The sequence below is a fragment of the Nonomuraea sp. NPDC049637 genome (assembly GCF_040675235.1).
Classification (GTDB): domain Bacteria; phylum Actinomycetota; class Actinomycetes; order Streptosporangiales; family Streptosporangiaceae; genus Nonomuraea.
Genome location: NZ_JBFAOM010000015.1, coordinates 38,883 through 58,622, shown reverse-complemented (window position 1 = coordinate 58,622; position 19,740 = coordinate 38,883). Strand labels below are relative to the sequence as shown.

19 protein-coding genes and 1 tRNA gene are annotated in these 19,740 nt (G+C 71.3%); 3 read left to right on the top strand and 17 right to left on the bottom strand.

Annotated elements, in window-relative coordinates; genetic code table 11:
- Positions 1-70: 70 nt before the first annotated feature.
- From mmsB to AB0J71_RS21825, 8 genes are all read right to left on the bottom strand, one after another.
- Positions 71-1,330: a multiple monosaccharide ABC transporter permease gene (gene mmsB, locus AB0J71_RS21860; RefSeq protein ID WP_352326445.1), complete on the bottom strand. Its 1,260-nt coding sequence runs from the start codon at positions 1,328-1,330 to the stop codon at positions 71-73.
- Between the two features lie 5 nt (positions 1,331-1,335).
- Positions 1,336-2,865 (bottom strand): multiple monosaccharide ABC transporter ATP-binding protein, encoded by a 1,530-nt coding sequence (gene mmsA / locus AB0J71_RS21855; RefSeq protein ID WP_352326443.1) that lies wholly within the window; start codon positions 2,863-2,865, stop codon positions 1,336-1,338.
- A gap of 61 nt (positions 2,866-2,926) precedes the next feature.
- The gene (gene chvE / locus AB0J71_RS21850; RefSeq protein ID WP_352326442.1) at positions 2,927-4,045 is read right to left on the bottom strand and encodes a multiple monosaccharide ABC transporter substrate-binding protein; all 1,119 of its coding nucleotides are present in this window, start codon (positions 4,043-4,045) and stop codon (positions 2,927-2,929) included.
- Between the two features lie 209 nt (positions 4,046-4,254).
- On the bottom strand, positions 4,255-5,229 hold the full coding sequence (yjfF, locus tag AB0J71_RS21845) for a galactofuranose ABC transporter, permease protein YjfF (protein WP_352326447.1): 975 nt from the start codon (positions 5,227-5,229) through the stop codon (positions 4,255-4,257).
- Positions 5,230-5,234: 5 nt separating this feature from the next.
- Positions 5,235-6,248 carry an ABC transporter permease gene (locus AB0J71_RS21840; RefSeq protein ID WP_352326440.1) on the bottom strand — a complete coding sequence of 338 codons (1,014 nt, stop codon included), beginning with the start codon at positions 6,246-6,248 and terminating at the stop codon, positions 5,235-5,237.
- Positions 6,248-7,756: a sugar ABC transporter ATP-binding protein gene (locus AB0J71_RS21835; protein WP_364415706.1), complete on the bottom strand. Its 1,509-nt coding sequence runs from the start codon at positions 7,754-7,756 to the stop codon at positions 6,248-6,250. Before AB0J71_RS21835 ends, AB0J71_RS21840 begins: the two co-directional genes overlap by 1 nt.
- Before the next feature lie 52 nt (positions 7,757-7,808).
- The gene (locus AB0J71_RS21830; protein ID WP_364415704.1) at positions 7,809-8,792 is read right to left on the bottom strand and encodes an ABC transporter substrate-binding protein; all 984 of its coding nucleotides are present in this window, start codon (positions 8,790-8,792) and stop codon (positions 7,809-7,811) included.
- 453 nt (positions 8,793-9,245) lie between these two features.
- The gene (locus AB0J71_RS21825) at positions 9,246-9,995 is read right to left on the bottom strand and encodes a metallophosphoesterase (protein WP_364415702.1); all 750 of its coding nucleotides are present in this window, start codon (positions 9,993-9,995) and stop codon (positions 9,246-9,248) included.
- Between the two features lie 71 nt (positions 9,996-10,066).
- Between AB0J71_RS21825 and AB0J71_RS21820 the strand changes: the two genes are divergently transcribed.
- From AB0J71_RS21820 to AB0J71_RS21810, 3 genes are all read left to right on the top strand, one after another.
- Complete coding sequence (locus AB0J71_RS21820) at positions 10,067-11,515, top strand: PLP-dependent aminotransferase family protein (RefSeq protein ID WP_364415700.1); 1,449 nt, start codon at positions 10,067-10,069, stop codon at positions 11,513-11,515.
- 32 nt (positions 11,516-11,547) lie between these two features.
- Complete coding sequence (locus AB0J71_RS21815; RefSeq protein WP_352326433.1) at positions 11,548-11,733, top strand: DUF4236 domain-containing protein; 186 nt, start codon at positions 11,548-11,550, stop codon at positions 11,731-11,733.
- A gap of 87 nt (positions 11,734-11,820) precedes the next feature.
- Complete coding sequence (locus tag AB0J71_RS21810; protein ID WP_364415697.1) at positions 11,821-13,305, top strand: pyridoxal-dependent decarboxylase; 1,485 nt, start codon at positions 11,821-11,823, stop codon at positions 13,303-13,305.
- Here AB0J71_RS21810 and AB0J71_RS21805 read toward each other — a convergent pair.
- The 9 genes from AB0J71_RS21805 to AB0J71_RS21765 all read right to left on the bottom strand — a co-directional run bounded on the left by AB0J71_RS21805 (position 13,302) and on the right by AB0J71_RS21765 (position 19,713).
- On the bottom strand, positions 13,302-13,748 hold the full coding sequence (locus AB0J71_RS21805; protein WP_364415695.1) for a MarR family transcriptional regulator: 447 nt from the start codon (positions 13,746-13,748) through the stop codon (positions 13,302-13,304). The two genes, AB0J71_RS21810 and AB0J71_RS21805, sit on opposite strands and share 4 nt — an antisense overlap.
- A gap of 79 nt (positions 13,749-13,827) precedes the next feature.
- Positions 13,828-14,469, bottom strand: a complete 642-nt coding sequence (locus AB0J71_RS21800) for a response regulator transcription factor (RefSeq protein ID WP_352326429.1) — start codon at positions 14,467-14,469, stop codon at positions 13,828-13,830.
- Positions 14,466-15,584 (bottom strand): histidine kinase, encoded by a 1,119-nt coding sequence (locus AB0J71_RS21795; protein WP_364415693.1) that lies wholly within the window; start codon positions 15,582-15,584, stop codon positions 14,466-14,468. The genes AB0J71_RS21800 and AB0J71_RS21795 overlap by 4 nt, the downstream gene beginning before the upstream one ends.
- Positions 15,581-16,378 (bottom strand): hypothetical protein, encoded by a 798-nt coding sequence (locus AB0J71_RS21790; RefSeq protein ID WP_364415691.1) that lies wholly within the window; start codon positions 16,376-16,378, stop codon positions 15,581-15,583. Before AB0J71_RS21790 ends, AB0J71_RS21795 begins: the two co-directional genes overlap by 4 nt.
- A 139-nt stretch (positions 16,379-16,517) precedes the next feature.
- Positions 16,518-16,590 (bottom strand) — tRNA-Ala (locus AB0J71_RS21785).
- Positions 16,591-16,695: 105 nt separating this feature from the next.
- A complete protein-coding gene (locus tag AB0J71_RS21780; RefSeq protein ID WP_364415689.1) occupies positions 16,696-16,878 on the bottom strand; it encodes a Clp protease N-terminal domain-containing protein in 183 nt (60 codons plus the stop codon).
- Between the two features lie 37 nt (positions 16,879-16,915).
- Complete coding sequence (locus tag AB0J71_RS21775; RefSeq protein ID WP_364415687.1) at positions 16,916-17,737, bottom strand: metal-dependent hydrolase; 822 nt, start codon at positions 17,735-17,737, stop codon at positions 16,916-16,918.
- Positions 17,734-18,915, bottom strand: coding sequence for an MFS transporter (locus tag AB0J71_RS21770; protein WP_352328545.1), 1,182 nt, complete (start codon positions 18,913-18,915; stop codon positions 17,734-17,736). Before AB0J71_RS21770 ends, AB0J71_RS21775 begins: the two co-directional genes overlap by 4 nt.
- Before the next feature lie 180 nt (positions 18,916-19,095).
- Positions 19,096-19,713, bottom strand: coding sequence for an SRPBCC family protein (locus AB0J71_RS21765; RefSeq protein WP_352328543.1), 618 nt, complete (start codon positions 19,711-19,713; stop codon positions 19,096-19,098).
- Between the last annotated feature and the right edge of the window lie 27 nt (positions 19,714-19,740).

Here is a 19,740-nt window from a genome sequence, read left to right as displayed (position 1 = left end):
ACCGGCGGACGCGGCCTGGGGCTCGGTACCACGGGTTCTCCTTTCGCGGGGCTTGCCGGGCCTGCGGTGGTCAGCGGGAGGCGCCGGCGCGCCGCTTGGTCCACACGTCGAACGCGACGGCGGCCAGCAGCACGGCGCCCTTGACGAGCATCACCCGCTCACTGGGCGAGCCGATGAGCGACATGCCGTTGTTGATGACAGCCATGATCAGACCGCCGGTGATCGCGCCGACGACCTTGCCCACGCCGCCCTGGACGGCCGCGCCGCCGATGAAGGCCGCCGCGATGGCGTCCAGCTCGAAGCTGTTGCCCGCGGTCGGGCCCGCCTGGTTGAGGCGGCCGGCGAAGATGATGCCGGCGACGGAGGCCAGCACGCCCATGTTGACGAAGATCCAGAAGACCACCGACTTGACCTTGACGCCGGACATGACCGCCGCCTGGAGGTTGCCGCCGATGGCGTAGATCTGCCGGCCGAAGACCGTGCGGTTGGCCATCAGCGAGTACGCCAGCACCAGCGCGGCCAGCAGCACCAGCACCCACGGCAGGTTCTTGAAGCGGGCGAGCTGCACGACCAGGAACAGGATCAGCGCGGCGCCGGCCGCCATCTTCAGCGCGAACACGGCCATCGGCTCGACCGACTGGCCGTAGCCCCTGCGGGCGTTGCGGGTGCGCCACTGCGCGGCGACCATGCCGCCGATCGCGACCAGGCCGATGAGCAGGCTGAACAGGTCGGCGCCGCCCAGCGGGCCGAGGCCCACGTTGCCCAGGTAGCCGTCGGTGAAGCCGTTGGCCAGCGTACGGACCTGGTCGGGGAACGGGCCGATGCCCTGGTTGCCGAGCACCGTCATGGTGAGCGCGCGGAACAGCAGCATGCCGGCCAGCGTGACGATGAAGGCCGGGATGCCGAAGTAGGCGATCCAGTACCCCTGCCAGGCCCCGATCAGGGCGCCGGCGGCGACCGTGATCAGCAGGGCCAGCGGCCACGGCAGGCCCATGTTCACCATGAGCACGGCGGCCAGCGCTCCGGTGACCGCCACCACCGAGCCGACCGACAGGTCGATGTGCCCGGCGATGATGACCAGGATCATCCCGATCGCCAGGATCAGGACGTAGGAGTTCTGGACGATGATGTTGGAGATGTTCTGCGGCTGGAGCAACGCGCCGTCGGTGAGCACCGAGAACAGCACGATGATCAGCGCGAAGGCGATGTAGATGCCGCTCGAACGCAGGTTCAGCGACATGCCGCCCAGCGACACCCGGCCGGGCCGCCGCGGCGCTCCCCCGTCGCCTCCCGCGCCGACCTGCACGTCGGCGGGCGTGATGCTGCTCATCGGAGCTACTCCTGTCCCTTGGTCATGAGATGCATGAGGCTTTCCTGGGTGGCCTCCCGGCGGGGGACCTCGCCGGTGACGCGACCTTCGGAGAGCGTGTAGATGCGGTCGCACAGGCCGAGCAGCTCAGGCAACTCACTGGAGATCACCAGCACGGCCTTGCCCTGGTCGGCGAGGCGGTTGATGATCGTGTAAATCTCGTACTTGGCGCCGACGTCGATGCCGCGGGTGGGCTCGTCGAGAATGAGCACGTCAGGCTGCGTCAGGATCCACTTGGAGAGCACGACCTTCTGCTGGTTGCCGCCGCTCAGCTTGCCGACGACGCTGTTGACGCTGGGCGCCTTGATGTTCATGCTCCGGTGGAACTCCTCGGCGACCTTGTACTCCTCGTTCTCGTTCACCCAGCCGCGCCGGGCCAGGCCCTTGAGCCCGGCCGCGCTGATGTTGCGCTTGATGTCCTCGATGAGGTTGAGGCCGTACCGCTTGCGGTCCTCGGTGGCGTAGGCCAGGCCGTGGCGGATCGCGTCCTGCACGTTGCGGATCTCGATCGGCTTGCCGTCCTTGAAGACCTTGCCGGAGATGTGCACGCCGTAGGTGCGGCCGAACAGGCTCATCGCCAGCTCGGTGCGCCCGGCGCCCATCAGGCCGGCCAGGCCGACGATCTCGCCCCTGCGCAGGGTGAGCGAGGCGCCGTCCACGACCTTGCGGCCGGGCTGGCTCGGGCTGTGCACCGTCCAGTCCTCGATCCGCAGGACCTCCTCGCCGATCGTCGACTCGTGCGGCGGGAAGCGGTTGTCCAGCGCGCGGCCGACCATGCCGGAGATGATCCGGTCCTCGGTGACGTGGTCGGTGGCCATGTCCAGGGTCTCGATCGTGCGACCGTCGCGGATGATCGTGACGGAGTCGGCGATCGCGGTCACCTCGTTGAGCTTGTGCGAGATGATCACGCAGGTGATGCCCTCGTCCCGCAGGCCGCGCAGCAGGTCGAGCAGGTGGGCCGAGTCGTCGTCGTTGAGGGCGGCGGTCGGCTCGTCGAGGATGAGCAGCTTCACCTCCTTCGACAGCGCCTTGGCGATCTCGACGAGCTGCTGCTTGCCGACGCCGAGGTCGGAGACCGTGGTGGTGGGGTTCTCCTGGAGGCCGACGCGGCGCATCAGCTCGGCGGCCTCGTAGTTGGTGCGGTTCCAGTCGATGAAGCCGCGCCTGGCGCGCTCGTTGCCGAGGAAGATGTTCTCCGCGATCGACAGTTGCGGGCTGAGCGCCAGCTCCTGGTGGATGATGACGATCCCGGCGTGCTCGCTGTCGCGGATGCCGGCGAACTCGCAGCGCGCGCCCTCGAAGGTGATCTCGCCCTCGTAGTCGCCGTGCGGGTAGACCCCGGACAGCACCTTCATCAGCGTCGACTTGCCGGCGCCGTTCTCGCCGCAGATGGCGTGGATCTCGCCGCGCCGGACGGCCAGGTTGACGTCCTGCAGCGCCTTGACACCGGGGAACGTCTTGGTGATCCCGCTCATCCGCAAGATGTGCTCGGTCATATGCCCCTCGCTCAGGTGTGGGAAGTGCCCCCGGGGGACCGCGGTCCCCCGGGGCGGGCCCTTACTTGAGCTGGTCCTCGGTGTAGTAGTTGCCGCCGACGATGATCTCCTTGTAGTTGCTCTTGTCCACGATCACCGGGTCGAGCAGGTAGGAGGGGACGACCTTGTTGCCGTTGTCGTAGTCCTTGGTGTTGTTCACCTCGGGCTTGCCGCCCTTGAGGACCGCGTCGGCCATCTTCACCGTCTGCTCGGCGAGCTTGCGGGTGTCCTTGAAGATGGTGGAGTACTGCTCGCCGGCGATGATCGACTTGACCGAGGCGAGCTCGGCGTCCTGACCGGTCACGACGGGGTAGGGCTGGCCGCTGGTGCCGTAGCCGGAGCTCTTGAGCGCCGACAGGATGCCGATGGACAGGCCGTCGTAGGGGGACAGCACGCCGTCCACCTTGGTGCCGCCGGTGTAGGTCTTGGTGAGGATGTCCTCCATGCGCTTCTGGGCCGTGGCCGGGTCCCAGCGCAGGATGGCGGCGGTCTTGAAGTCCTTCTGGCCGCTCTTGACCAGCAGGGTGCCGTCGTCGATCTTCGGCTGGAGCACCGACATGGCGCCGTTCCAGAAGAACGTGGCGTTGTTGTCGTCGGGCGAGCCGCCGAACAGCTCGACGTTGAACGGGCCCTTCTTGCCGTCGTCCACGCCGAGGCCCTTGAGCAGCGAGGTGGCCTGCTGCACGCCGACCTTGAAGTTGTCGAAGGTGGCGTAGTAGTCGACGTTGGGGCTGTTGCGGATCAGGCGGTCGTAGGAGATGACCGGGATCTTGGCGTCGGCGGCCTGCTGGAGCTGCGAGGTGATCGCGGTGCCGTCGATCGAGGCGATGATCAGGAGCTTGGCGCCCTTGGTGATCTGGTTCTCGATCTGGTTGGCCTGCGTCGGGATGTCGTTCTCCGCGTACTGCAGGTCGACCTTGTAGCCCAGCTGTTCGAGCTGCTGCTTGACGTTGTCGCCGTCGTGGATCCACCGCTCGGACGACTTGGTGGGCATCGTGACGCCGATCAGGGCGCCCGCGCCGCCGGCGGCGGCCGACGTGGAGGCGTCGGCGTCGACCGTCTTCTGGCTGGAGCCGCAGGCCGTCATGGTCGCGGCGAGCGCGATGGCGGACACCACGCCCCCGATACGTCCCAACCTCATGTGGCACTCCTTGCAATGGGGGTTGCGGCAGCGGGAATGTGAGCGTTAACTGCCGATCTTGCAGAGGACTCAGTCACAGAACGTGCCGAATCAGAACAAAGTTCTCGCTTCGTTCCCGCCGATTGTTATCGCTAACAAAGACGATGTCAACGGTTGAGGATAACCTGACGGAAACCTTTAGGTAACTTTCGCGGCAGACTCCTCGCAGGTCAGCGCCTTGGACGCGCGCTGAAGACCCGTTGCAGCACGATGAAGACGAAGAGCAGCAGGCCGATGAAGATCTTGGTCCACCAGGAGCTGAGCGTGCCCTCGAAGCTGATGATCGTCTGGATCAGGCCGAGCACCAGCACGCCGAGCACCGTGCCGAGCAGGAAGCCGCTGCCGCCCGTGAGCAGCGTGCCGCCGATCACCACGGCGGCGATGGCGTCCAGCTCCATGCCGACGGCGTGCAGGCCGTAGCCCGAGAGCATGTAGAACGACAGCAGCACGCCGCCGAGCGCCGAGCAGAAGCCGCTCACCGTGTAGACCGTGATCTTCGTCCGGCCCACCGGCAGGCCCATGAGCAGCGCCGACTGCTCGCTGCCGCCCGTCGCGTACACCGCCCGCCCGAGCCGGGTGTAGTGCAGCACGTACGCCGCCACCAGCACGACCCCCACCGCGATGAGCACGCTCGGCGAGATCCACAGATCGGCGAACAGGTCGATCCTGGTCTGCGCGAACGCCGTGAACGTCGGGTCCTCGATCGGGATCGAGTCCGTGCCGATCGTGTAGCACAGCCCCCGGGCCAGGAACATCCCGGCCAGCGTCACGATGAACGGCTGGATGTCGAAGGCGTGCACGATGTACCCCATCACCAGCCCGAGCCCGGACCCGACGGCCAGCACCAGCGGCACCACCACGTACGGCGGCCACCCCGGCCCCGACATCAGCGACGCCGAGATCATCGTGGACAGCGCCACCACCGACCCCACCGACAGGTCGATGCCCCCGGCCAGGATCACGAACGTCATCCCCACCGCCACCACCAGCAGGAACGCGTTGTCGATGAAGACGTTGAGCACCACCTGCCCGCTGGCGAACCCCTCGTACCGGAGGCCGCCCACGACGAACATCGCCACGAACAGGCACGCCGTCACCAGCACGGGCAGGTGGCGGGCCGGCAACGCGACCCGGCCCACGGTCATGGTCGTCACAGGGTCACCCGCACTTTCTCCTCGGGGGCCGGGCTGGGCGGCGCGCTGCCGCCGCGCCGGCGCAGCGCCTTCGCGCGGAACGACGGCGACTGCACGAGACAGACCGCCGTCACGACCAGCGCCTTGAACAGCAGGGTCGTCTCGGGCGGCACGCCGATGGAGTAGATCGTCGTGGTGAGCGTCTGGATGACGAGCGCGCCGGCCACGGTCCCGCCCAGCGAGAACCGGCCGCCCGACAACGAGGTGCCGCCGATCACCACGGCCAGGATCGCGTCCAGCTCGATCCACAGGCCGGCGTTGTTGCCGTCGGCGCTGGAGACGTTCGAGCTGATCAGGATCCCGGCGATGCCCGCGCACAGGGCGGCGAAGGCGTAGACCATGATGACGATCCCGCGCGACCTGATGCCCGCGAGCCGGCTGGCCTCGGCGTTCCCGCCGACCGACTCGATCAGCAGGCCCAGCGCCAGCCGCCGGGTCAGGAACGCGGTGACCGCCAGCACGACCGGCACCAGCAGCACCCCGAACGGCACCGCCAGCAGATACCCCCCGCCGATCAGCTTGTACGACGGGCTGTTGACCGTGATGATCTGCCCGTCGGTGATGAGCTGGGCCAGGCCGCGCCCGGCCACCATGAGGATCAGCGTGGCGATGATCGGCTGGATGCCCGCCTGCGCGACCAGGAACCCGTTCCAGGCGCCGAGCAGCAGGCACAGTCCGAGCGCGAGCGCCACGGCGGCCAGCACGCCGGCGTCCTCGCTGATCCGCAGGCAGGCCAGCGCGCCCGAGATCGCCACCACCGAGCCCACCGACAGGTCGATGCCGCCGGTCGCGATGACCAGCGTCATGCCCAGCGAGACCAGGATCAGCGGCGCGCCGAAGCGCAGGATGTCGATCAGGCTCCCGTACAGGTGGCCGTCCCTGACCTGGACGGACAGGAAGCTGGGGGTGAAGAACACGTTCAGGGCCAGCAGCAGCGCGAGCACCGCCACGGGCCACAACAGCCGCCGCATCAGGGCCGCCCTCCGCTCGCGATCGTCTCCATGAGCACGTCCATGGTGAGCGCTTCGTCGTTGGGCAGCTCGGCCACCAGCCGCCGGTCGCGCAGCACCTCGACCTTGTGGCTGAGCCGCAGCACCTCCTCCAGCTCGGCGGAGATGAACAACACCGCCATGCCGCCGTCGGACAGCTCGGCGACCAGGCGCTGGATCTCGGTCTTGGCGCCGACGTCGATGCCGCGGGTCGGCTCGTCGAGGATGAGCAGCCGGGGCTCCAGGATGAGCCAGCGCGCCAGCAGCACCTTCTGCTGGTTGCCGCCGCTCAGGTTCCGCACCAGGTGCTCGGGGTTGGGCGGGCTGATCCGCAGGGCCTTGACGTACCGGGTGACCAGCTCGTCCTGCTGCTCGCGCGGCACCGGCCTGGTCCAGCCCCGGGTGGCCTGGAGCGCCAGGATGATGTTCTCGCGCACGGTGAGGTCGGGGATCAGGCCGTCCTCCTTGCGGTTCTCCGAGCAGAAGGCGATCTTGTGGTTCATCGCCGCGCGCGGGGTGCGCAGCGCGGCGGGCGCGCCGCCGACGGACAACTCGCCGCCGCTCGCGTGGTCGGCGCCGAACAGCAGCCGCGCGACCTCGGTACGCCCCGACCCCAGCAGCCCGGCCAGCCCCACGACCTCGCCCTCGTGGATGGTGAGCGAGAACGGCTCGACGGCCCCGGCCCGGCCCAGCCCGCGCGCCTCGACCAGCGGGCGGTCGAAGACCCTGGCCTCGCCGTGCAGGCGGTCGAGCGCGGCCAGCTCCTGGCCGATCATCTTGGCGACCAGGTCGAGCTGGGGCAGCTCGCGGGTCAGGTACTCGCCGACGAGCCGTCCGTTGCGGAGGATCGTCATACGGTCCGAAATTTCGTAGATCTGGTCGAGAAAGTGGGAGACGAAGAGGATGGCGATGCCCTCCTCCTTGAGCCGCCGCATCACCCGGAAGAGCTGCCGCACCTCGTCGGCGTCCAGGCTGGAGGTGGGCTCGTCCAGGATCAGCACCCGGGCCTCGATGTCGACCGCCCGCGCGATGGCCACCATCTGCTGCACCGCCGGCGAGTACGCCGACAGCGGCGCCGAGACGTCGATGCTCAGGTCCAGCCCGCTCAGCAGCTCGCCGGCCCTGGCCCGCACGCGTTTCCAGTCGATGCGCCCGAACCTGCGCGGCTCGCGGCCGATGAAGATGTTCTCGGCCACCGACAGGTTCGCGCAGAGGTTGACCTCCTGGTAGACGGTGCTGATGCCGCCCCGCTGCGCCTCGGCCGGGCCAGCGAAGGCGACGGGCCGCCCGCCCAGCTCGATCGTGCCCGTGTCGGCGGCATGCACGCCGGTGAGCACCTTGATCAGGGTGGACTTGCCGGCGCCGTTCTCGCCCATGAGCGCGTGCACCTCGCCGGGCAGCAGCCGCAGGTCCACGCCGTCCAGGGCCTTGACCCCGGGAAACTGTTTGCCGATCCCGTTCATCGTCAGGACCGGCACGGGTGCGGCCATGCGCCTCCCCTTCCGCCTGAAGGGGCCGGGCCACCGGGCCCGGCCCGCGCGATCAGTACTGACGGCTGGACAGGACCTGCTTGGCCTGCTCCTGCGTGAACGTGGTCTCCTCGGTCACCACGCGGGCCGGCACCTGCTCGCCCTTGACGACCTTCTTGGCCAGGTCCATGAGCTGCGGGCCGAGCAGCGGCGAGCACTCGACGATGTAGTTGATCTTTCCGTCGGCCAGGGCCTGCATGCCGTCCTTGACGGCGTCGACCGTGATGATCTTGATGTCCTTGCCGGGCACCTTGCCCGCGCCCTCGATGGCCTCGATCGCGCCCAGGCCCATGTCGTCGTTGTGGGCGTACAGCACGTCGATGTCCGGGTTGGACTTCAGGAAGGCCTCCATGACCTCCTTGCCCTTGGCCCTGGTGAAGTCGCCGGTCTGCGAGGCGATCACCCTGAACTTCGGGTCGGCGCCGATGACCTGGGCGAACCCGGCCTTGCGGTCGTTGGCGGGGGCCGAGCCGGTGGTGCCCTGGAGCTCGACGATGTTCACCGGGTCCTTGGCGTCCTTGTACTCCTGCACCAGCCACTGGCCGGCCTTCTTGCCCTCCTCGACGAAATCGGAGCCGAGGAAGGTCTTGTACAGGGAGGTGTCCTTGGAGTCGACGGCGCGGTCGGTCAGGATGACCGGGATCTTCGCGTCCTTGGCCTCCTTGAGCACCGTGTCCCAGCCGGACTCCACCACCGGCGAGAAGGCGATGACGTCCACCTTCTGCTGGATGTAGGAGCGGATGGCCTTGATCTGGTTCTCCTGCTTCTGCTGGGCGTCGGAGAACTTGAGCGTCACACCCGCGTTCTTGGCCGAGTCCTGCACGGACTTGGTGTTCGCGGTGCGCCAGCCGCTCTCCGCGCCGACCTGGGCGAAGCCCATGGTGATCGAGCCGTCGCCGCCGCCGCTGCCGCCGCTGCCGCCACTGCCTCCGCCGCAGCTCGCCACCGACATCGCGGTGAGCCCGGCGAGCACCAACGCCGAGATCCTTCTGAACACGTGGGGGGTTCCCTTCTCATGTGAGCGCTAACAACCGAAACCGGCTGCCGGCGCCTTCCTGCCTCGGGGGCCTGCGCGGTCCCGTCGGGCCGTGCCCGTCTCGCGTACCGGCGACCGCGGGGTGCCAGGAGACGGGCCGCCACCTCGCCTCCTCGGCCGCGACCGAGGGGAGACGACCCCGGACCGATCCCGCGACCGCTCCTTTCCTGGCTTGGCCACGACTGTGAACGTTAACAAGCACATCCGTCAAGAGCCCGCCACATCACGGTCACGTCACGCCGGACACCCCTTGACTCCAGGGGTGTTCCCTCCCTAACGTGACGCCGATCACCTTTGTTAGCGGCCACTTCGACTGGTAGCGCTAACAGTCCCCTCGTCCGAGGAGCACCCCCGTGAAGCGAACCGTCCCCGCGCCGGGAGGCCCGCGGCCTCCCGGCCCGCCGCCGTCCGCCCTCAGACCGGTACGACGCGGTGGTGGGTGGTGATCCGGCCGTCGTCGTCCAGCACGTGGAAGACGAGCCCCGGCGGGAGCTCGTAGTCGGCGCAGCCGGCCAGCGTGGTCGCGCCCTCCCAGGGCAGCCGCAGCGTGGACACCACGCCGGGCGCGGCGAGCAGCGGGCGGCCGGCGAAGGTGGTGGCCGCCGCGGTGTGCGCGTGGCCGACCAGCACGGCCGTCACGTGCGGATGCCCGGCCAGCAGGGCGGCGAGGCGTTCCGGGGCCTGGAGCATGATCGTGTCGACCGGCGAGTGCAGCGTCGCGGGCGGGTGGTGGAAGGCCACGAACAGCGGCAGGCCGCGTTCCGCGCCGAGCACGCCGTCGAGCCAGGACAGCGTCTCGTCGTCCAGGTGACCGTCGGCCCGGCCCGGGACGGAGGAGTCGCACAACACGTAGACGGCTCCGCCGGTGCGGTGGACCCGGTTGACCGGCCCGGACGCGGCCGGCTCCCCGAGCAGCACCCGCCGGAACCCCTCCCGGACGTCGTGGTTGCCGGGGCACACGAGGACCGGGTGGCGCGAGGTCAGCAGCTTGCGCGCCTGCTCGTACTCCTCGGGCAGACCGTGGTCGGCGATGTCGCCGGTGACGAGCACCGCGTCGAGGTCGTACGGGAGGGCGTCCAGATAGCGCATGACGGCGTCGGCGCGCTCGACGGACCGGTCCGAGCCGCCGAGGTGGATGTCGCTGAGATGGGCGATCACGAGCATGGGCAGGACTTCCTTTCGAGGTACGCCCTCGACGGTAACCGCCCACCGGACCATCCGTAAGATCCGGTTTCGTGGTGAAAAATTGGACCAGTTCCGGAGTGGACCTGCATCTGGAGCTCGATCCCGCACTCGGGCGGCGGCGGGCCGTCGAGGACGCGCTGCGCGCCGCCGTACGCGACGGGCGGTTGCCGCCCGGCACCCGCCTGCCCTCGACCAGGGCGCTCGCGGCCGGGCTGGGCCTGGCCCGCGGCACGGTGGGCGCCGCCTACGACCAGCTCGCCGAGGAGGGCTACCTCACCACCCGCCCGGGTTCGGGCACCGAGGTCGCCGACGCCCTCCCACCCGCCCCCGCGCCGATCGGCTCCCCTTCCGCCGCCCGGCCGTCGCAGCCGGTGCACGACCTTCGTCCCGGGCAGCCGGACGTGTCGGCCTACCCCGCGCGCGCCTGGCTGCGGGCCACCCGCCACGTGCTCGCCGCGGCCCCCGCCGACGTCTTCGGCCCCTGCGACCCCCGCGGCCGGATCGAGCTGCGCACCGCGCTGGCCGGCTACCTCGGCAGGACCCGCGGCGTGCGCACCGCCCCCGACCGGATCGTCGTCACCACGGGCTTCGTCCAGTCGCTCAACCTGCTGGCGCAGGTGCTCGGCGCGGGCCCGATCGCCATGGAGGACCCGGGCCACGACTTCTACCGCGAGGTCCTGCGGCGCGCCGGCCGCACGATCGTCCCCCTCGCGGTGGACGGGCAGGGCGCCCGTACCGGCGACCTCACGTCCGGGGTGGCCGCCGCCGTGCTGACCCCGGCGCACCAGTACCCGACCGGCGTCCCCCTGGCCCCGGCGCGCCGCCGCCTGCTGCGCGAGTGGGGCGGCCCGGTCATCGAGGACGACTACGACGGCGAGTTCCGCTACGACCGCCGTCCCGTGGGCGCCCTCCAGGGCATGGCCCCCGACCAGGTCGTCTACTGCGGCACCACCTCCGAGTCGCTCTCCCCGGCGCTGCGCCTGGGCTGGATGGCGCTTCCGCCCGCCCTGGTGGGCCCGGTCGCCGAGGCCAAGCTGCACGCCGACGCCCACACCGGGGTGCTGGGCCAGCTCGTCCTGGCCCGGCTGATCGACGACCACGACTACGACCGGCACGTGCGCGCCGCGCGGCTACGCTACCGCCGCCGCCGCGAGCTGCTGCTGTCGCGGCTCGGCCCGGGACCGGCCGCCCCGCTGCCCGGCGCGCGCCTGCCCGGCGTGGCCGCCGGCCTGCGCGCGCTGCTGCTGCTCCCGCCGTCCGGGCCGGCCGAGTCCGTCGTGCTCGCGGCCTGCGAGCGGCGCGGCATCGCCCTGCGCGGCCTGAGCCCGCTGCGCCAGACGCCCGGCCCCGGCGGCCTGCTGATCGGGTACGCCGCCCCCTCCGAACGCGCCTTCCCCGCCGCCCTGGACGCCCTCGCCGACGCCCTGACCTGGGCATCCGCCGCAGGAAGCGCCGCCGGCAGCGAAACCCCGATATTTCCGGCCTTCTCGGGTAGTTGATCGGCTCTCACCGACCTCGACGGAGGAGTCCGATGAGCTGGAGCTACCGCAAGACGATCAAGCTCGGCCCGGTCCGGCTGAACCTGTCCCGCGGCGGCGTTGGACACAGCTGGGGCAACCGGCTGTTCAGGGTGACGCGTACCGCCGACGGCCGCCGTACGCTGTCGGTCAATCTGCCCGGCGGCTTCCACTGGCGCAAGACACTCAGCGGGCGCTGACCCCCGCCGGAACGACGGGCCGGAGGCGCGCGGCCTCCGGCCCGTTCCCGTCTTCCCGGGACGCCGCCCAAATGATGATCTGTAAGCATGAACGCCCATATGAGCCCGGAGGAGTTCCGCCGCCACGGCCGGCAGGTCGTCGACTGGATCGCGGACTACATGGCCGGCATCGAGTCCCGTCCGGTGATGTCACGGGCCGAGCCCGGGGACGTCCGCCGCGCGTTGCCCGCCGAGCCGCCCGAGCACGGCGAGCCGTTCGAGGCCGTCCTGGACGACCTGAACACCATCCTGCTGCCCGGCATCACCCACTGGCAGCACCCCGCCTTCTTCGCCTACTACCCCTCCAACGCCAGCGGCCCCGCCATCCTCGGCGACCTGCTCTCCAGCGGCCTCGGCGTGCAGGGCATGTTGTGGGTCACCAGCCCCGCCTGCACCGAGCTGGAGACCGTGGTGGTGGACTGGCTGGCGAGCCTGCTCGGCCTGCCCGCGCACTTCAGGACCGACGCGCGCGGCGGCGGCGTGATCCAGGACTCGGCGTCCAGCGCCTGCCTGGTCGCGCTGCTCGCCGCCCTGCACCGGGCGAGCGACGGCCGGGTCACGCGTACGGGCGTCGCCGAGCGGTACACGATCTACGTCTCCTCGCAGACGCACTCCTCGCTGGAGAAGGCCGCCCGCGTCGCCGGCCTCGGCTCCGACGGCGTACGGGTGGTGGACGTGCACCCCCGTACGCTGGCCATGGACCCGGGACGGCTGCGCGAGCTGATCGCGGCCGACAAGGCCGCCGGCGCGGTCCCCGCGATGGTCTGCGCCACCGTCGGCACCACCTCGTCGGCCGCCGTCGACCCGGTGCCGGAGATCGGCGAGGTGTGCCGCGAGCACGACGTGTGGCTGCACGTGGACGCCGCCTACGCCGGGGTCGCCGCCGTCTGCCCCGAGTTCCGCGGGCTCAACGACGGCGTGGCGGAGTACGCCGACACCTACTCCACCAACCCACACAAATGGCTGCTGACCAACTTCGACTGCACCGTCCTGTGGACGGCCGACCGCGCCCCCTTGCTCGGCGCGTTGTCGATCCTGCCGGAGTACCTGCGCAACGCGGCGACGACGGCCGGCTCGGTGGTCGACTACCGCGACTGGCAGATCCCGCTGGGCCGCCGGTTCAGGGCGCTGAAACTGTGGTCGGTGATCCGCTGGTACGGCGCCGAGGGTCTGCGCGCCCACATCCGTAAGGGCGTCTCCCTGGCCCAGCACCTGGCCGCCCTGATCGCCGCCGACCCGGCCTTCGAGCTGCACGAGCCGCACCCGCTCGGCCTGGTCTGCTTCCGTCCCCGCTGGCCCGGCCTGCCGCCCGCCGACGCCGACGCCGCCACGCTGCGCCTGATGGAGACCCTGAACGCCGGTGGCTCCCTCTACCTGACCCACACCGCGATAGGCGGCCGGATCGTGCTCCGCATGGCCGTCGGCGGCCCCGCCACCGAACTCCGCCACGTGGACCGGGCCTGGGCCGACATCCGCCAGGGACACGCCGCCCTGGCTCAGCAGACAGCCCGGGAGACCGCTCGCGACGACTAGACCGGCAGCCCCGCCTGGGCGGCCAGCGTGCCGAGGACCCTGGCGAGCACGGCACAGTCCCGCGGGCCGAGCCCGCCGGTCAGCTCGGCGTCGAGCTCCAGCGTCACCTCCAGGCACCGGCCCAGCAGCGCGCGCCCCTCGCCGGTGAGGTCGAGCAGCTGACGCCGCCGGTCGCCGGGGTCGCGCACCCGGGAGATCGCGCCGAGCCGTTCGAGGTGGTCGGCCAGCGTCACCACCAGGCTCGGCGCCACGCCCATGGTCTTGGCGACGTCGAGCTGCGAGGCCGCGCCGCGCGCCTCCAGCAGGGTCATCAGCCCGACGTGCTTGGGCTTGAGGTCGAGCGGGACGAGCGCGGCCGTGAACCGCTCGGTCAGGATCGCCCCGAGCGTCCCGATCCTGAAGGCCATCGTCCCCGCCACCGACACCGGCTTGACTTCGTCCACCCGCACAATGGTAGTGCCGATACATCATTCAGAGCATGAACGATTCAAGCCTGTCGCGCCGAGGACGGCGCGCGCCCGCTCAGGGGCGGCGGTTCAGGCCGTGCTCGTAGGCCCAGATGACCGCCTGGACCCGGTCGCGCAGCCCCAGCTTGGCCAGGACGCGGCCGACGTGGGTCTTGACGGTGCCCTCGGACAGGAACAGCGCGCCTGCGATCTCGGCGTTCGTCTCGCCCCAGGCGATGTGCCGCAACACCTCCCGCTCCCGTTCGGTCAGCGGGTCGGGCCCGGCGTCCGGCAGGTGCGGCGCGACGTGGTCGAGCAGGCGGCGGGTGGTCGAGGGGGCGATCACCGCGTCCCCCCGGTGGACGGTCCGCACCGCGGCCAGCAACTCCTCGGCGGGGGCGTCCTTGAGCAGGAAGCCCGACGCGCCGGCCCGCAGCGCGGCGAAGGCGTACTCGTCCAGGTCGAAGGTGGTCAGGACGATCACCTTGGGCGCGCCGGGGGTCGCCAGCAGGCGCCGGGTCGCCTCGACGCCGTCCATGCGCGGCATGCGGACGTCCATGAGCACCACGTCCGCCGTCACCGCGCGCAGCCCGGCCAGCGCCTCCACCCCGTCGCCGGCCTCCCCCACCACGCGCATGTCGTCCTGGGCGTCGATCACCATCACCGTGCCGGTACGCACCAGCCGCTGGTCGTCCACGACGTACACGCCGATGGTCATGCCGGGTACGGAAGGCGGGCCTCGACGACGAACCCGCCTTCCTCCTCCGTCCGGACGTCCAGGGTCCCGCCCAGCGCGGTCACCCGCTCGCGCATGCCCGCCAGCCCGTTCCCCGGCCCGTCACCGCACGTCGCGGCGGAGGCGGTGCCGCCCGCGTCGCCGGCGGTGATGCGCAGGGCGTCGTCCGTCCAGTCCAGCCGGAGGGTGCTGCGCGCGCCCGCGCCCGCGTGCTTGAGCGTGTTCGTCAGCGCCTCCTGCACCACGCGGTAGGCGACGAGATCGGCCCCCGGCCCGAGGGGACGCGGCCTGCCGCGCACGATCTCCTCGACGGGCAGCCCGGCGTCCCGGGTCCGCGCCACCAGGTCCGGCAGGCCGGTCAGTCCGGGCGGCGGCCCGTCACCGGGCGTGGCGCGCAGCACGCCGACGGCGGCCCGCATGTCGGTGAGGGCCGCGCGTCCCGTCTCCTCGATGGCGGCCAGGATCTCGGCCGCCCGCGCGGGCGCGAACCGGCCGCCCCTGGCCTGGGCGACGATGACGGCCAGCGCGTGGGCGACCACGTCGTGCATCTCCCTGGCGATCCTGGCCCGTTCCTCGGCGGTGGCCCGCGCCGCGGCCTCGCGGGCCCGCTCCCGCAGCAGGTCGAGGTGGGCGAGCTGGGTCCGCCGGTACAGGCCGAGCCCCCACGCCGCGACCACCACCGCGGCCAGCAGCGCCAGCAGCAGCCACGGGTCCGGCCCGAGCCCGGCCGCCGCGACGCTGGAGTCGGTCGCGAACCTGGCCGCCGCCGCCCCCGCCCCCGCCAGGCCGACCACCAGCGGCGGGCGCCGCCGGGCGTGGGCGGCGCAGGAGTAGACCGCGAGCGGGAACAGCGCCGACGACGGCAGCACGAGGAACAGCCCGGTCACCGCGACCTGGACGGCGAAGGCCGCGGCGACCACGAGGAACGCCCACGTCCGCCGCCGGTACGCCACGGCCGCGTGCGCCGCCAGGCAGGCCCCCGCCAGCAGGACCGCCCGCACGCCGGGCGCCGACAACACCGCCACCGTCAGGGAGAGCGGGAACAGTGTCACCCCGGCGACCAGGGCCAGGACCACGTCGGCGCGGCGGGGCGTCATCGTGCCGTCGTGCGCTGGTAGGAGAGAGTGGCCCCGGCGACCGCGAGTCCGAACAGCAGCCAGCTCCCGTACACGACCGCGACCGCCGCCACCGTGGCCGGCTCGGACAGCGGCACGGGCCCCTGGGTGAGGCCGAGGAGCTGGGAGAACGTGCCGAGAACAGACATGGCTCCCATAGTGGTCAACATGCCGGCGCCCGTCCAACCGCCGGCCAGCACCAGCCGCCGCGGCAGCGACCGCCCCCACCTCTGCACGAGGGCCAGCGAGCCGGTCGCGCCGATGACCAGCATGATGGTCTCGCCGTACGGGAAGCCCTCGCCGTAGTCAGCGGGGCGCAACAGGGTGCCGCCCGCCGACCAGTAGAGCTTGGCCAGAGGGTAGACGAACCCGAGGGCGAACGCGGCGTACCCGAGCCAGGGCCCGCCGGGCACCCTGACGCGCGGCAGCAGCAGCGCGCCCAGCAGCGCGCAGGCCGCCAGGCTGAGCCCGCGCAGCGCCATCCCCGGCCAGTCGACCTGCGCGAACTCCCCGGCGGGGATGCCGGTGAGCGCGAAGAAGGCGCGGAAGACGTCGAGCACGAGCCCGCCCGCCGACCACAGCAGCAGCAGGACGGGCACCAGCCCCGCCGGATGCGGCCGCACCACGAAGACCGCCCCCAGCCCGGCGGCCAGGACGGTCACCCAGTGCGGCGCGAACCCCATGGTGTACGGCAGCCCCGGCAGCGGCGCGAGCGCGAGCGCCACGACGAGCGCGAGGACGGAAAGCGCCGAGATCTGCAGTCGTTGAAGTCGCATGCCCTCGACGATCGCGGCTCCACCCGGCCGCCCGCGTCTCCCCCAGGTCCGGACAGGAGGTGACCTGAGAGGTATTGACATGGCCTGGCGTAGGCACGAAAAAAGGTGACGCCCTCACGGACGCCACCTTTTTCTGCTGTGGAGCTATGGGGATTCGAACCCCAGACCTCCTCCATGCCATGGAGGCGCGCTACCAACTGCGCCATAGCCCCTTGCGATCACCAAGTGTATCGGACTTCCGGACCCCTCGCGTCACGCCGGATGCCGCGCCCCGGCGGACCGGAGGAGCCCTCCGGCCCGCCCTGGACGAGGTGGCGTCAGGCGGCGCGGCGGAACGGGATGCCCGCCTCCCTGACCAGCGCGGCCACGTCGACCCCGGCCTCGCGGAGCAGGCGGCCGGCGCCGTTCGCGCCGTCGGCGAGCAGGCCCCACAGCAGCCGTTCGCCGGTGACCGGTCGTGGCGCCGGGTCCTCGCCTTTCTGGCCGCCAGGGCCTGACACGGGCCCCGCGGTAAGGGGCCCCAGGAGTCAGGACTCGCTAGCCGCAGGTGGTGCGCATGGTGAGGGCGGCTTCCTCCAGGGTGAAGGCGACCTCGACCGTGCCCAGCTCCGCCGTGTCGCGCACGTGCGTGCCGCCGCACGGGATCGACGCCTCGCCCTCGGGCAACGAGCAGTGCCAGGTGCGCAACGCGGTCAGCCCCGGCCCCGGCACGTCGAGCCGGACCGGCGCACGGGCCGCCACCCACGTGCCGAGCCGCTCGTTCACCCGCCCGGCCAGCTCGGTCAGGTCCAGGTCGTCGGCGGAGAAGCCCTTCTTGCGCAGCGACTTGCCGAGGCGGTATTCGTCCACGCTGCCGTGCGGGACGATGCGCGAGGAGGTGATCGCCGTCTGGTCGAAGTCGGGATGGCCGAGCCGGTCCTGCCGCACCTCCTTGCGCCACCGGTCCGCCAGCGCCGCGTTGAGCGCCAGCGCGGCCAGGTGGCAGGCGGTGTGGCCGGCCGAGAGCGCCGCCCGGTATCCGGCGTCCACCTCCAGGTCCACCTCCGCGCCGACGGGCAGCGGGGTGTCGGTGACGTGGACGACCAGCCACTCCCAGCCCTCGGCGCCGCGCCGGACCGGGATGGACTCGCCGACGAAGATCTCACCGTCGTTCGACTGGGCCCCTGTCACGCAGTCGAGGACCGGCAGCTCGCCGATCGTCCCCCGGTCTGCGGGCTGGTCGGGCCAGGTGTGGTCGAGGGGGTGGAACGGCGTCTCGGCGGTGACGAGGCCGTGCCGGTCCCCCACCGGCACGGCCCCGACAATCGGGGAACGGCCGCTGACCCGGCCGTTGGGGAAGGTGACGACAGTGGATCTCACCTGGTCATTGTGGCAGGGCGGCGCTCGTCCTCCAGATAGCGGTCGCGGCCGGCGTACAGGCCGGTGAGGAGCTGGACGGCGATCACGCCGAAGATCAGCACGTACGTCAGCGACCAGCCGCCGGTCATCTGGTAGATCACCCCGACCAGGAGCGGGCCGGCGCCGGCGATGAGATATCCGGCGCTCTGCCCGAAGGCCGACAGCGCGGCCGTGCTCTCCGGCGTACGGGTGCGCAGCCCCAGCATGACCAGCGCCAGCGGGAACGACCCCATGCCGACCGCCACGAACACCACCCAGACCATGGCGGTCGAGGAAGGCGCGAACCACAGCCCGAGGAAGCCGATCGTGTAGAACACGACCAGCCCCACGACGACCGGCCGCTGGTCGCGGAAGCGCGCGGCGATCGTCGGCACGAGGATCGAGACCGGGATGTTCAGGGCGGTGAAGACGCCGAGCATGATCCCGGCCTGCGAGGAGGTGTATCCCCCGTCGGTGAGGATCGTGGCCAGCCACCCGAACATGATGTAGGCGATCATCGACTGGGTGCCGAAGTAGATCGCCACCATCCAGGCGAGCCTGCTGCGCAGCAGGGTCGAGATGCCCGCGTCCCGGCTGCCCGTGTCCCGCTCCGGCTCACTGCGCAGCAGCGCAAGCCACGGAATGGCGGCCACGGCGGCCAGGGCCGCCCACACGCCGAGCGCGATGTGCCAGTCCCCCGACGCGCGCTCGATCGGCACGGTCGCGGCGGCGGCCAGCATGGTGCCCGCCGCCAGGGCCGTGGTGTAGACGGTGGTCATGATCCCGGTACGCCCGGGGAAGTGACGCTTGATCAGCGTCGGGATGAGCACGTTGCCGACGGCGCCGCCGGACAGCGCGACCGCGCTGCTCAGCAGGAACACCGGGGCCGACCCGACCAGCGACCTGACCAGCATGCCCGAGCCGAGGGTGACCAGCGCGAGCAGCAGCAACCGGTGCTCGCCGATCCGGCGGGCCAGGGTCGGGGTGACCGCGCCGACGCCGGCGAAGGCCAGCACGGGCAGCGTGGTGAGCAGGCCGGTGCCGACGCTGCTCATGCCGAGCGCCCCGGCGAGCTGGTCGAGCAGCGGCCCGACGCTGGTGACGGCCGTGCGCAGGTTCAGCGCCGCCAGAACGATGCCCAGCACGAGAAGCCAGGCCAAGGGGGCGGTTCTGCCTGTTCTGCCACGGGCTTCTTGGGCTAGCACGCTCATGCTGGTCAGGTCCTCCACTCATCAAATCATGGGACGAATCACCACCTTAACAGGACCGAAATGTCCCTTTATTCCTGGACATGAGAAAGCCCCCGGGGCGGGGGCTGAGATTCTCGGGGGAGATCCGTCCTACAGGACCGGGCTCGGGCCCTCCGGGGGCTGGTTGCGCGGGATACCCGGGCCGGGGGGAGGCAGGGTGCCGCTCGGCGGGTAGTCGCCGCCGCCGACGGTACCGGGCGGGACCGGCGCGCCGCTGTCGCCGTAGGTGGAGCCGTGCTCGTGCTGGTGCTGGTGGGCGCCGGGGACGTCGCCGCGCCAGCCGCCCGTCTCGCCGCCGCGCGACTCGATGAACGACTTGAACCGTTCCATGTCGTTCCTGATGCGCAGCCGGACGATCTGCAGCGCGTCACCGACGGTCTCGATGACGCCCTCGGGGTCGTACTCCATCTGGAGGGTGACCTTGGTGGTGTCGGCGTCGATGCGGTGGAAGGTGACGACGCCCGCATGGTGCGGCGAGTCCGTGCCGCGCCAGGCGACGCGCTCGTCGGGGTGCTGCTCGGTGATCTCGGCCTGGAACTCGCGGCGGACCCCGGCGATCTCGACCACCCACTCGGTGAGCGTGTCGGAGATCTGCTTGACGGACTCCACGCCCTCCATGAACTCGGGGAAGCTCTCGAACTGGGTCCACTGGTTGTAGGCCACGCGGATCGGGACGTTGACGTCTACTGAGTGCTCGATCGTGCTCATGGGGTCTGTCCCTGCCCGCGCACGCCC